The following is a 12,280-nucleotide window of genomic DNA, read 5'->3' as shown; positions in this document are numbered from 1 at the left end:
CGCTGTAGCAGCGATGGGGTTTTATTCTCCTGGCGCCCCGTCGCTGCTATGTCCTTGCCGCAAGTGAACTGATCGTTCTATGATGCAGACCTGTAAGGAGCCCAAGATGCCCGACGGCACGCCACAACCCAAAAAAGGACGGAAGTTTGATCAGGTGCTTGAAGGCGCCCGACAAGTCTTTTTGTCTGACGGTTTCGAAGGGGCCTCGGTTGATGACATCGCCAAGGCGGCGGGTGTGTCTAAGGCAACGCTCTATAGCTATTTTCCCGACAAGCGCTTTTTGTTCATGCAAGTGGCCAAGACCGAATGCGCTCGTCAGGCCGAACATGCGATCGAAACGATCAATATGGATGCGCCTGTCCGGCAAGTGCTCAATGCGATTGCTGTCGAGATGGTGGATTTCATCACCTCGCAATTCGGCAAACGCATTTTCCGGATTTGTGTAGGCGAAAGCGACCGTTTCCCGGAACTCGGACGTGAATTCTACGAAAGCGGCCCGCTTTTGATCCGTGGCCGTTTGGTAGATTTCTTCCACAAAGCTGTGGAAAAAAACGAACTGGCGATCACCGATTTCGAACTGGCGGCGGAACAATTCCATGAACTCTGCAAAGCCGACCTGTTTCCGCGTATGGTGTTCAACATGGATGATGAATTCACGCCGGCCGAGAAACAGCGCGTGATCGACGGTGCAGTCGATATGTTCATGGCGCGCTACGGGGTTTAATCCAGCCGCCGCACCTCAACATTGCGCCCTTGGGCTTTTTTGATCTCGAACCGCCCAGTCTTTTCCAGCAAATCGCTCAGTTTCGGGCTACCATAGGTGCGCGGATCAAAGTCTGGACTGGCACGGGTAATATACTGACCAAGCTGGCCCAGCGAAAACCACTCGCCCTCGGGATCAATACTATTCATTGCCTTGATCACCAGCGGGATCGCTTCGGATGGCGGGTGACGGTCATTTGTTGTCTGCTGCTCCGGTTTCCCAGCCTTCTGCGGCTTCTCGGCTTCCTTGTCGGCGCTGACAATGTTCTCGATCAGGATAAAGCGATTGCAGACATTGCGCAGACTGACCGGCGCTTTGCTTTCGCCGATACCAATCACTTCGACCCCGTTTTCGCGCATGCGGTTGGCAAGGGCGGTGAAATCACTGTCCGAAGACACCAGCACAAAGCCGTCAAAGCGTCCCGTGTGCAAAATATCCATAGCGTCAATCACCAGTCCGATATCACTGGCGTTCTTACCTTTGGTATTGGCGGTTTCCTGATTGGCGACCATGCCCAACTCCATGACCACCTTTTTCCAATTGCCCAGCGCGGGACTGGACCAGTCACCATACACACGCCGCAGCGCAGGTTCACCGTAGGTCGTGATCTCGCGCATGATATCGGCGGCATATTTTGCGGGAATATTATCGGCATCAATCAAGACGGCCAACAGCATACGGTCTTTGGACACGGGCGAGGTTCCTTGACTTGGGGTGATTTGGAATAACGGTGGCTACATCACAACGCTAACGCGTCTGGAGTAAAGATAAAACCACGTTTCCCATTTTACGAAAAAGGCCCGATCAATGACCGGGCCTTTGGGTTTCACTCGGGAAAGCTCCTAAAACTCAACCACAGCCCGGATGGATTTGCCCTCATGCATCAGATCAAAGCCCTTGTTGATGTCATCAAGGCTCAGCTTGTGGGTGATCATCGGGTCGATCTCGATCTTGCCCTGCATGTACCAGTCCACGATCTTGGGCACATCGGTCCGGCCACGCGCACCACCAAAGGCGGTTCCGCGCCAGCTGCGGCCCGTCACCAACTGGAACGGCCGCGTCGATATTTCTGCTCCTGCTGGGGCGACACCGATGATGATGCTTTCGCCCCAGCCCTTATGCGCCGCTTCGAGTGCTGTGCGCATCACACCCACATTGCCGGTTGCGTCAAAGGTATAGTCCGCACCACCGCCTGTCAGCGCAACCAGATGCGCCACCAGATCACCGTCAACTTCGCTGGGGTTCACAAAATCGGTCATGCCGAAACGTGTGGCCATCTCGACCTTGCCGGGGTTCAGATCAACGCCCACAATCTGATCCGCACCTGCCAGTCGCAGGCCCTGGATCACGTTCAGGCCGATCCCACCCAAACCAAAGACAATCGCGGTAGAGCCAATCTCGACCTTGGCCGTGTTAATCACCGCGCCAATGCCCGTCGTGACACCGCACCCGATATAGCAAATCTTGTCGAACGGCGCGTCTTCACGCACCTTCGCCAAGGCGATCTCGGGCAGCACAGTGTGGTTCGCAAAGGTCGAACAGCCCATGTAATGCAGGATCGGCGTGCCATCGAGCATGGAAAAACGCGAGGTGCCATCCGGCATCACGCCCGCACCTTGGGTCGTGCGGATCTTCTGGCACAGGTTGGTTTTCGGGTTCAGACAATACTCGCACTCGCGGCATTCGGGTGTGTAAAGCGGGATGACGTGATCGCCGGGCTTCAGCGTGGTCACACCGGGGCCGACCTCGAGCACAACGCCCGCACCTTCATGCCCAAGGATCGCGGGAAACGCGCCCTCGGGATCAGCGCCCGAGCGTGTGAATTCATCAGTATGGCATAGACCAGTCGCCTTGATTTCAACCAGCACCTCACCGGCTTTTGGGCCTTCGAGGTTCACTTCCATCACTTCCAGCGGTTTGCCCGCTTCTAGTGCCACGGCTGCACGGGTGCGCATATCGGGTATCTCCTTATTGATTGCTTAGACGATCAGTCAAACAGGACAAAAGTTCAACCACTCTGTGCGCTATGCCTTGTGTTTGAGACCAAACACCCGAAAATGGCAGGATGAAACACTATCTCGCATTGATCGTTCTTGCCGGTTGCACCGCAACCCAAGCCCCGCTGCCTCCGCAAAGCGAAGACACCTGTGGTGCCTCGGAATTCGCGGGGCTGATCGGGCAACAGGCAACGGCCCTTGAACGGATATTACTGCTTGGCCCTGTCCGCGTGATCAGGCCCGGCGATGCTGTAACGATGGATTTCCGGACCGATCGGGTGAATTTCCGCATCGGTGAAGACGAAACAATCCAGCGTATCGACTGCGGCTAAAGCTGTTGGGGAAACAAAGTTCCCCGATGTCACGAACTGGGTGGGGGCTATTGGCCGCAACATCGGGGTAGCATTTCGCTATACCCGAATGTTCGCAATCAGTTGTGTTCCCAGTTGGCAGGCGTTGTGACGCTACGTCGTTCATTTCATGGCAGAACGATGGCAATGAAAGATGGACCCTTGATTTTGCAGGGGTTTGGCGCAAGTCTGAGACATGACCTTTGAGCTTCCATCGCAGTTTCACGCACCCGAGCAGGTCGCGTTCCACAGGACAGAACTGAATGTGATTCTCGGCCTCTACGGCCGCATGGTCGCCGCGGGCGAGTGGCGCGACTATGGCATGTCGCATCTCCGCGATGTTGCCGTATTCTCGGTATTCCGCCGCACCGCCGAACACCCGCTCTACCGCATCGAAAAGCGACCCAAACTGCGGCTGCGGCAAGGGCAATACGCCGTTATTGGAATGGACGGACAAATCCTCAAGCGCGGCAATGACCTGCGTCAGGTCCTGCGCGTGCTTGAGCGCAAACTGATCCGTGCGGTCGACTAGAGCCGTTTGCGCGCCACAACAGGCCCGTCACCCTGCGCTTCGATCCGCAAGATTGCCCGCTCAACCGGTTCATAGGCGGTCGCCATGTGATGGGCATTCGCGTGGATCAGCGTGGTGTCATCCACCATCATCCCCACATGCCCTTTCCAGAACAAAAGATCGCCGCGCTGATAGGCGCCCTCAAATGGTGCGCCCAGATCGGCCTGCTGCATATCGCTGTCGGCGGGACAGGGGATCGCACAGGCCAGCAAAGCCGCCGCGACCAACCCCGAACAATCAATTCCACGGGTAGAATTCCCACCCCAAAGATAAGGCGCACCGAAATGCAACTGCGCGACGGTTGCCGGATCGGTAAAGGGCCTGTCCAATGCGCGCAGGTGGCTTTTGGGAACAAACCCGACATTCGTTTCAAAGAACTTGCGTCGTTCATCCAGCACCTTCACCCGCGCCCCGAATGGCAGACCATGCAGATCGGGGGATTTGAAGTCTTCTTCCGCATAAGCATGTGTCGCGGCGGTCGCGACAAAATGCGATGGTGGCGTCACTGTGGCCAAACGGTCTGACTGCACATAGCCCACATAACCGTCGCCCCCCTGAACAAAGGACCAACCGTGCAGATCCTCAAACACGGTAACGATCGCCCCCAGCAGCAGTTGCCGGTCACGCGGTCCATCAGGTGCAGCGCGCAAGTCCACAACTGGCGCAGCAACCATGGCGGGCCAGCCTTCAAGATAGCGTTCAGCATCAACCTGCCCCGCAAGATGCATCGCAGCGACACGGCCATTCGCGGGGGTCAGGCGCCTGTCAGTCACAACTTCAGCATCTCTGGCAGGGCCTCGAGCACTGCGCGCGCGCCCATGCCGACACCGCCACGCGGACGGGACGGCGCCGCCGTTGGCTGCCAGCCGTAAATGTCGAAATGCATATAGGGGCTTTCCACAAAACGGCGCAGGAACAAGGCTGCCGTGATGGACCCGGCAAAACCACCCTTGGGCGCGTTATCCAGATCCGCCACCCCGGGCTCGATCATGGTCTCATAGGGTTCGTAGAACGGCATCCGCCAGACCGGATCAGCAACCTTGCGCGCCGCCTTCGCAAGCGCATCGGCGTGGTCATCATTGTCGGTGTAGAACGGCGAGATATCAGCCCCCACCGCCACACGCGCAGCACCCGTCAGCGTTGCCATCGAAATCACAAGCGCCGGATCATCCTCATCCGACAGCGTCAGCGCATCAGCCAGCACCAAGCGCCCTTCGGCATCGGTATTGTTGATCTCGACCGTCAACCCCTTGCGCGACATCAGAATATCCTGCGGCCGGAAAGCACTTCCATCAATGCTGTTTTCCACCGCAGGGATCAACACACGCAGGCGTAAAGGCAGCTCCAATGCCATGATCATATGCGCAAGGCCCAGCACCGTGGCTGCACCGCCCATGTCTTTTTTCATCAACCCCATTGAACTGGCAGGTTTGATATTCAGGCCACCGGTGTCAAAACACACGCCCTTGCCCACAAGTGTCAGCTGCGGGCCAGTGTCACCCCAACGCATGTCAATCAAACGCGGCGCGCGCGATGACGCACGCCCCACCGTATGGATCATCGGAAAATTGCTGGTGATCAGGTCATCACCCGTAATCACATTGATGCTGGCCTCATGTTCTGACGCGAGGGCGCGCGCGGCGTCTTCCAACTCATCCGGCCCCATATCTGATGGCGGCGTGTTGATCAGTTCGCGCGTCAGCGCCTCGCCATTTGCAATGATCGCGATCCGTCCGGCGTCCACCTCATCAGGTGCAACGAGGCGCGCGGCAGGTTTGGACGGTTTCGTGTAGCGGTCGTAGCTGTACCCGGCCAACAGCCATGCAAGTGCGGCTTCCTCCAGTGCATCGTCGCGCAGCCCGCTTGCAATCTCATATGTCCCTGCTGGCAGCTTTTCCGCTGCAGCCCCGATATGGAACCTGTCGCGCGCACGGCGTGCCGCTGTGCTATAGCCCACCAGTACCCGCGCAATGCCGCCCTTTGCATCCGGCAGACACAGCACCTGACCCAAAGATCCGTTAAATTCCTGCGCTTTGGCCCAAGCCCGGGCTTCGGCAGAAAGGCCCTCAAGCACTGCATCGACATTATCACTTTCGATGACATCAACAGGGATTGCGGCATCAGTCGGATCTGCAAAGGCGAGTGGCATGACGGTTCCTTTTGAAAATGGTCACGCCCAACCCTAGCTTCCTGCCCGGAGGCTGCAAGCGCGGATCACACCGGCACTATAAATCCCGGAAATTCCACACCTCGCTTACGGCCATATCAAAGCCCCGCTCAAGCCGTGCCATGGTGGCATCCAGCGCGATCCAGTCCTTTTGCCCGATACAGGCGCAGACGTGACCCGCCGCGACAGAGACCTCTGTAAGGCCGATATGATCGGCGACCACACCAATACGCACCGCAGGGCGCTGCATCTTGGCGAATGCGTCAGCAGCACGGGCACGCTGCAACATGTCCAGTCGCAATGCGATATCTTCCAACATCCGGCAGACAATCGTTTCGGCGTCATCGGAATCCTTTTCGGCAAACAGCCGGATAAGGGGCGAAGGATCAAAGAACATCCGATGCTGGCAATTGAGAACAACCACATCAGGAGATGGGCCAGAAACATGCGCGGGGAAGGGTGTTATATTTTCCATGTCCGTGGTTTTACGCAGACAAGGTTCCCAGAAGGTTGAGACAAGAGTGAAAAATCACTCGAAATTCATGAAAATGCCACGTATCCCTGCGGAAGTAACGAAAGAAGCGCCTATGGAACATGCCCGCCCCCTTCCGGCCTATCTGGTCAACCGCTATCACGGTTGGAAGGCAACGATTTATACGGAAAACCGTGGCTGGTACCGGCGTCTGGCCGAAGACGGACAGCACCCGCGCTCGATGGTGATTTCATGCTGCGACAGCCGTGTGCATGTCACCTCGATCTTCGGCGCGGATCAGGGCGAGTTCTTTATTCACCGCAACATTGCCAATCTGGTACCGCCGTTTAATCCTGACGGCCACCATCACGGCACCTCTGCGGCCGTGGAATATGCGATTTCAGGTCTGAAAGTGGCACATCTGATCGTGCTGGGTCACTCGGGCTGCGGCGGGGTTGAAGGCTGCTACAACATGTGTTCTGGCAAAGCGCCCGAGTTGGAAGAGTCCAGCAGCTTTGTGGGCCGCTGGATGGAAATTCTCCGCCCCGGCTATGAAGCTCTCGAGCCCGGCGAAGACGCGGCGCGCAAGACCGCGCTCGAAAAGGCATCTGTCGTGATCTCTTTGAAAAACCTGATGACGTTCCCCTTCGTAAAATCAGCGGTCGAAAGTGAACGGCTGTCGATCCACGGCCTGTGGAATGATATCGGCGAGGGAGGGCTTGAAGCCTATGATCCCAAAAAAGAGTTGTTCTACCCCATTTAGACCCAATCATTTCCCGCGGCATCGGTTGCCCGAAATCACGCATATCCAAGGACTGAGACGAAATGCAGGAAATCCTATCACTGGCCGGGGCCAACCTCATTTCACCGATCATCCTCAGCTTTGCCTTGGGCCTTGCGGCGGCTTTGGCGCGCTCCGACCTGACCATTCCCGAGGCAGTGGCCAAAGGCATGTCGATCTATCTTTTGTTTGCAATCGGCTTCAAGGGTGGCGTCGCGGTCAGCACGCATGGCATTGACCAAACGCTGATCCTGTCCCTGATTGCGGGCCTGATCCTGTCTTTCGGACTGCCACTGATTGCTTTTGCGCTGCTACGTGTCATGACGGGCCTGTCCAACATCGACGCTGCTGCCGTGGCCGCGCATTATGGCTCGATCAGCATCGTGACCTTCGTGGCCGCAACCTCAGTATTGCAGGGACGCATGATCGACAGCGAAGGCTATATGGTCGCCGTCGCCGCTGTCATGGAAGCCCCCGCGATCCTGTCCGCCCTCTGGCTTGTCGCCCGCAGCGGTGGCGGTGGCAAAATGGAGCCGGGCTTGATGCGCGAACTGCTGCTGAACGGGTCAATTGTCCTGCTGGTCGGCGCGTTCTTTATCGGCGCAATCACCGGCGAACAGGGCCTTGCAGAGATCAGCCCCTTTATCGTGGCCCCCTTCAAAGGCGTGCTCTGCCTTTTCCTTCTCGACATGGGCCTTATCGCAGGGCGTGGCCTTAGGCAGTCGCGCGGGGTGGTCGGCATAGGGGCCGTCGGCTTTGCGATCCTGATGCCACTTGTCGGCGCGATGATCGGGCTGGGTGCCGGTCTGCTTGTCGGCCTTTCGCTCGGCGGCGTGGTGCTGATGATGGTGCTTAGCGCCTCGGCCAGCTATATCGCCGTGCCCGCCGCGATGCGCGTGGCCCTGCCCGAGGCAAACCCTTCGGTCTATCTGACCCTGTCACTCGGGGTCACCTTTCCCTTCAACCTCACGCTTGGCATTCCGCTCTATTTGGCCGTAGCGCAAATCATTGTCGGAGGCTGACATGCAAACCCACACAGCAAAACGGGTCGAAATCGTGATCGAGGCCCCTTTGGAAAACCGCCTGACCAAGGCTCTGACAGATGCGGGGGTGACTGGCTTTACGATCCTGCCCGTACTGGGCGGTTCTGGACGGTCAGGGGTTTGGACCCGCGAAGGTCAGGTAGGCCGCGCCGGCATGGTATCGGTCGTCTGCCTGATCAAGCCAGAGCGGCTTGACGGATTGCTGGATGCCGCATTTAGCGTGGTGGAAAAACACATCGGCGTGGTGAGTATCACGGACGCGCAGGTACTGCGCGCGGAGCGTTTCTGAGCACCCCATTCTGCGATTGCATCTGCTGCACGCAAACGGTCACATGCGGGAGGCTGTTCATTCACGGTCCATTAATCAGCGCAGCGTGACGTCCTTTGAAACAGAATGGGGCGCGTCGGAAGCGATCCAGAGCAAGCCCCGACCAATTCACAACAACAACCAGCAAGATGTGCGCAGGGTCACAGAGCCGCGGTGAGCGCTGCTCTACTGTGCTCCATATTCTACGACGTATTTTTAAATGAATTGGAGTAAACAAATGGCGAATGAAGAACTTTATGTCGGACAAAGACTCACGGCTGTGTTGGAGGATGTCGAAACCAGCACCGCGCTCGCAACATGGGAATATGAAATCCTTGCGGTGACGGACAAGCTTGATGCGTCGAAGGGGCTTGAGACCAAGCTGATTTCGGAGAAATGGATCAGCCCCGAAGCACAAGCAATCCACACGATGGATGAAAGCGCCGCTGGCGCAGCGCTTGAAGGCAGCGCCGACACCGCGCTTGAAGTCACCAAATTTGCGTGGGATTTCATCAAGGATAACAAGGCCGTCAGCAATGCCAAGGACACCACAACATCGGTGATCCTCAAGGGTACGGATCCGCTGGATTACCAAAATGCAAAGGAAGGCAAAACCGGCGACATCCGGTTCTATGTCCACGATTCAATCATCAAGGACTGGATTTTGGTGGATGTCACCTCGCGCTTGCAAGGCACCTATCAAGCAACCCCAAGCAAGCCGGAGATGGCCTTCGGCCACTACTTGCCGTCGGTACATTTCAATGTGGTCAAGATATTCGTCGGCTTTTCCTTCCGGCTTGATGCCCATGCCGAAGTGACCGCGCCTTCCAACCTTGGCCCGAAAGATGATGTGCAGCCACAGGTCGGCATCTACGCAAAATTCAAGGTCAGCTGGCTGAGCAGCCACACATATACCGCATCATTCGGTGCCAATGGCCTCAGGGGTTTCAGCTTCAAAGGCTGGAACTAGACCAAAGGGCGGGGTGCGGCGGCTGACGCCCTACCCCGCCCAATCCGCCGACTGCATCTCGCGCAAACGACTGGCGGTACGTTCGAACTCGAATGTGCCAGTGCCTTCAACATAGAGCATTTCAGGCACGGCTGCGGCTGAACAAATCAGCTGCACCTTCGCCTCGTACAATGCGTCGATCAATGTGACGAAACGCTTGGCCTCATTGAAATTATGGCGCGACAGGATCGGGATGTCCTCGAGGATCAGCACCCGCACCGCATCAGCCAGCGCCAAATAATCCCCCGCGCCCAATGGCCGGCCACACAGATCAAAGAATTTCGCACGCGCGACCCCGTTGTGAAACTGTGGCAAGGTGACTTCGCGCCCTTTGACATGGAGCACCAGCGCTTCCGACACCCCGTTGCTCAGGTGATCCCAGATCTTGGCGATGGCTTGGTGCGCGGCCGCGTCATTGGGTGTGAAATAGCTCGGGCTGCCTGCCAGCCGGTCCTGACGGTAATCCGTCGCGCTGACCAATTCATGCACAACCATCCGCTCTTTCAGCAAGGCAATGAACGGCGTGAAAAGCTGACGGTTCAAGCCGTCCTTGTAGAGATCATCCGGCGGGCGGTTCGATGTCGTGACAATGACTACACCGCGCGCAAACAGGGCTTCAAAGAGGCGCCCCACAAGCATCGCGTCGGTGATGTCGGAAATCTGCATCTCGTCGAACGCCAGAAAGCGCACCTCATCGGCCAGCTTTGCGGCCACCGGGGCCAATGCATCATCCACGCCGGTTTTGCGCGCCGCCGTCATCTCGCTGTGGACCCATTGCATGAATGCATGGAAATGGCGGCGCTGTTTCGGAACCGTGACCAGATCATAAAGCAGGTCCATCAGCATCGACTTGCCACGCCCGACCCCACCCCACATGTAAAGACCGGCAACAGGCGGTGGCGCTTTGCGGAAGAGACCACGCTTCACGGGCGCATCAAGGGCAGTGCGCACGCGTTCCAACTCGGGCAGAACCCCGATCTGGGCATCATCCGCATGCAGCCTGCCTGCGGCAACGGCCGCGTGATATGCCTCTTGTACTGTCATCGCGTTTGGATAGCGCGCAGCCCTGCCGATGAAAAGCGTGTCATATGTGCGAGGTTGCAGAATATCGGTGCAAGGGCGCTGCGACCAACCTAGCGCCTGCGCCGCAGGTAGATCTCGACACCGATAAGATATGGCAAAAAGAACGCGAAATTCTGCACCAGATCAAAGCCGCCCGTGAACTGCGGATTCGACCAGAGCCCATCGGTCGCCAGATACCAAAGGCCGTAGTGGACACGGTAAAACCAGGACCCCAAAGCCAGCCAGAAGAACCGCAAAGCCCAAGCATTATGTTGCGCGAAACGCCCAGCCCGCGCATGGCGGATCGTTTGCAGCGCAGTCCCCAGCAGCAACACCCCGCAAAGCGAAAACCCGATATCCATCGGCGTCCCGCCAATTGTGCCGCGCAGCGCAATATAGACCAGCCCGCCCACCGCGGTTGCGACGCCGGCTACGATAATCAACCGCCCCGACCAGCGGTGCAACGCAGGCCACCGCCGCCGGATTGCGGGGATCAGTTGGAAAGGGACCAATGCGGTGATTGCCGCCCCCGTCGCCATGTGGAGGAAAACCGAGACATTCGCGACAGCAATGTCGGATTGTAGGTAGTGCGGCTCTGGCAGGGCATCCCTGAGGCCCGATTGCCCGAAATCAATCGCGTAAAGTGCAAAAGGTACTATGAGCAGCGCCAAAAGCACCAGCGATGATGTTTGAAGAAAGGGTCTCATAGACGAACCAGATAACGCATTTCAAACCCTGCGCCAGTTTTGAGTGTGGCATGAAAGCAGCGCACCGAAGCAAAAGGCGCGCCAGCCTGACGCCTTGAATCTGTCAATCCCGCAGCGTGGCGCGCAAAGCGGCTGCCAGTTCGGCCTTGTGCGTGTAAGGCAGCGCATGATCAGCCCCTTCAACGACCTCTTGCCGTGCATCCCTGTTCCATAATCCCAAAAGACCCACAGCGCGGATCGAGATCACCGGATCTTCCCGCGCCCAGATTGCCGCAACAGAAATGCCCTGACGATGCAGCTTGCGGTGGTCGTCTTCCTGGTTCTCATTGAGCATTCCACGCCGCGACAACAGCTGCGCAGGCAGATAGCCGCGCCGCTTCAACTCCTTGCGTTGCGCGCTCAGGACCTGCTCGATATCGGGTGTTTCGCCCCGTGCAGGGATCGCTTTGCGCATGCGCTCATGACCGAAGGCGGCATGCACCCAATCCCCCAGCAGCGGGACACGCCGACAAAACCGCGAAAAACGATCTTCATTCGTCGCAATGCCCGAACTCGCGATCAGGATCACCTGCTTCACGCTGTGGGGGTATTCACTGGCAAATGCTGTCGCAATGGCCCCACCCATGGAAAAACCCGCAATCGTGATTTCTTCTGTAATGCCCTGATCGGCGCAAAGATCGGCCAACTGCCGCACAAAAAACGCACGGTCCTGTTTGCCAGCAGGGGCATCCGACAAACCACGCCCGTAAAGGTCGTACATCAAAACACGATATCCCAAACGGCCCAAGCCCTCGGCAACCCCTTCCATCGCAATCATCGGCGTTGAGATGCCATGGACGACAACGGCAACCGGACCGCGCGCAGACCCTGCCCAGCGGAAATGGGTGACACCTTGCGACAGCGTGACAAACTCACCGTGCGCGCTCTGGCGTTCTGCATCACTGATCACAGGGCGCCGGCGTTCAACCAAAAACGGTTGCGCGGCAACATAGGCACCTAACGTGACGACCAGAACAAAAAGCACCCAAACCACGACCGCTGTCCCTTTCCA

Annotated in this window: 15 protein-coding genes; 7 read left to right on the top strand and 8 right to left on the bottom strand. The window is 57.7% G+C overall.

The annotated features are described in order from the left end of the window. Window positions 1-106: 106 nt before the first annotated feature. On the top strand, window positions 107-724 hold the full coding sequence (locus tag C7964_RS10345) for a TetR/AcrR family transcriptional regulator (protein WP_110279604.1): 618 nt from the start codon (window positions 107-109) through the stop codon (window positions 722-724). Here C7964_RS10345 and C7964_RS10340 read toward each other — a convergent pair. Both C7964_RS10340 and C7964_RS10335 read right to left on the bottom strand, forming a co-directional pair. After that, window positions 721-1,455 (bottom strand): NYN domain-containing protein, encoded by a 735-nt coding sequence (locus C7964_RS10340; RefSeq protein ID WP_110279603.1) that lies wholly within the window; start codon window positions 1,453-1,455, stop codon window positions 721-723. The genes C7964_RS10345 and C7964_RS10340 overlap by 4 nt on opposite strands. A 150-nt stretch (window positions 1,456-1,605) precedes the next feature. Further along, window positions 1,606-2,718 carry an S-(hydroxymethyl)glutathione dehydrogenase/class III alcohol dehydrogenase gene (locus C7964_RS10335; protein WP_110279602.1) on the bottom strand — a complete coding sequence of 371 codons (1,113 nt, stop codon included), beginning with the start codon at window positions 2,716-2,718 and terminating at the stop codon, window positions 1,606-1,608. Window positions 2,719-2,828: 110 nt separating this feature from the next. On the opposite strand from C7964_RS10335, the gene C7964_RS10330 reads away from it, so the two are divergent. Then, window positions 2,829-3,092: an I78 family peptidase inhibitor gene (locus C7964_RS10330; protein WP_110279601.1), complete on the top strand. Its 264-nt coding sequence runs from the start codon at window positions 2,829-2,831 to the stop codon at window positions 3,090-3,092. Between the two features lie 214 nt (window positions 3,093-3,306). Continuing rightward, a complete protein-coding gene (locus tag C7964_RS10325; RefSeq protein ID WP_110279600.1) occupies window positions 3,307-3,642 on the top strand; it encodes a DUF2794 domain-containing protein in 336 nt (111 codons plus the stop codon). Here the strand turns inward: C7964_RS10325 and C7964_RS10320 are convergent. The 3 genes from C7964_RS10320 to C7964_RS10310 form a co-directional block, all read right to left on the bottom strand. Continuing rightward, the gene (locus C7964_RS10320) at window positions 3,639-4,454 is read right to left on the bottom strand and encodes a C40 family peptidase (RefSeq protein WP_110279599.1); all 816 of its coding nucleotides are present in this window, start codon (window positions 4,452-4,454) and stop codon (window positions 3,639-3,641) included. The two genes, C7964_RS10325 and C7964_RS10320, sit on opposite strands and share 4 nt — an antisense overlap. Then, the gene (locus tag C7964_RS10315) at window positions 4,451-5,830 is read right to left on the bottom strand and encodes a leucyl aminopeptidase family protein (protein ID WP_110279598.1); all 1,380 of its coding nucleotides are present in this window, start codon (window positions 5,828-5,830) and stop codon (window positions 4,451-4,453) included. The genes C7964_RS10320 and C7964_RS10315 overlap by 4 nt, the downstream gene beginning before the upstream one ends. Before the next feature lie 76 nt (window positions 5,831-5,906). Next, window positions 5,907-6,323 (bottom strand): hypothetical protein, encoded by a 417-nt coding sequence (locus C7964_RS10310; RefSeq protein WP_146214850.1) that lies wholly within the window; start codon window positions 6,321-6,323, stop codon window positions 5,907-5,909. A 112-nt stretch (window positions 6,324-6,435) separates the two neighbouring features. Between C7964_RS10310 and C7964_RS10305 the strand changes: the two genes are divergently transcribed. The 4 genes from C7964_RS10305 (at window position 6,436) to C7964_RS10290 (ending at window position 9,421) form a co-directional block, all read left to right on the top strand. After that, window positions 6,436-7,083, top strand: a complete 648-nt coding sequence (locus C7964_RS10305) for a carbonic anhydrase (protein ID WP_110279596.1) — start codon at window positions 6,436-6,438, stop codon at window positions 7,081-7,083. Window positions 7,084-7,145: 62 nt separating this feature from the next. Continuing rightward, the gene (locus C7964_RS10300) at window positions 7,146-8,123 is read left to right on the top strand and encodes a sodium-dependent bicarbonate transport family permease (RefSeq protein WP_110279595.1); all 978 of its coding nucleotides are present in this window, start codon (window positions 7,146-7,148) and stop codon (window positions 8,121-8,123) included. Between the two features lies 1 nt (window position 8,124). Then, a complete protein-coding gene (locus tag C7964_RS10295) occupies window positions 8,125-8,433 on the top strand; it encodes a P-II family nitrogen regulator (RefSeq protein ID WP_110279594.1) in 309 nt (102 codons plus the stop codon). 256 nt (window positions 8,434-8,689) lie between these two features. Next, window positions 8,690-9,421 (top strand): hypothetical protein, encoded by a 732-nt coding sequence (locus C7964_RS10290; RefSeq protein WP_110279593.1) that lies wholly within the window; start codon window positions 8,690-8,692, stop codon window positions 9,419-9,421. 30 nt (window positions 9,422-9,451) lie between these two features. Here C7964_RS10290 and zapE read toward each other — a convergent pair whose 3' ends face one another. From zapE to C7964_RS10275, 3 genes are all read right to left on the bottom strand, one after another. Further along, window positions 9,452-10,504 carry a cell division protein ZapE gene (zapE, locus tag C7964_RS10285; protein ID WP_110279592.1) on the bottom strand — a complete coding sequence of 351 codons (1,053 nt, stop codon included), beginning with the start codon at window positions 10,502-10,504 and terminating at the stop codon, window positions 9,452-9,454. A gap of 89 nt (window positions 10,505-10,593) precedes the next feature. Beyond that, the gene (locus C7964_RS10280; RefSeq protein ID WP_110279591.1) at window positions 10,594-11,229 is read right to left on the bottom strand and encodes a DUF2306 domain-containing protein; all 636 of its coding nucleotides are present in this window, start codon (window positions 11,227-11,229) and stop codon (window positions 10,594-10,596) included. Between the two features lie 103 nt (window positions 11,230-11,332). Beyond that, a complete protein-coding gene (locus tag C7964_RS10275; protein ID WP_110279590.1) occupies window positions 11,333-12,262 on the bottom strand; it encodes an alpha/beta fold hydrolase in 930 nt (309 codons plus the stop codon). Between the last annotated feature and the right edge of the window lie 18 nt (window positions 12,263-12,280).

Origin of the sequence: Loktanella sp. PT4BL (assembly GCF_003201935.1) — a bacterium.
In the GTDB taxonomy this organism is placed as follows: Bacteria; Pseudomonadota; Alphaproteobacteria; order Rhodobacterales; family Rhodobacteraceae; genus Yoonia.
This window is presented reverse-complemented; position numbering and strand designations above follow the sequence as displayed.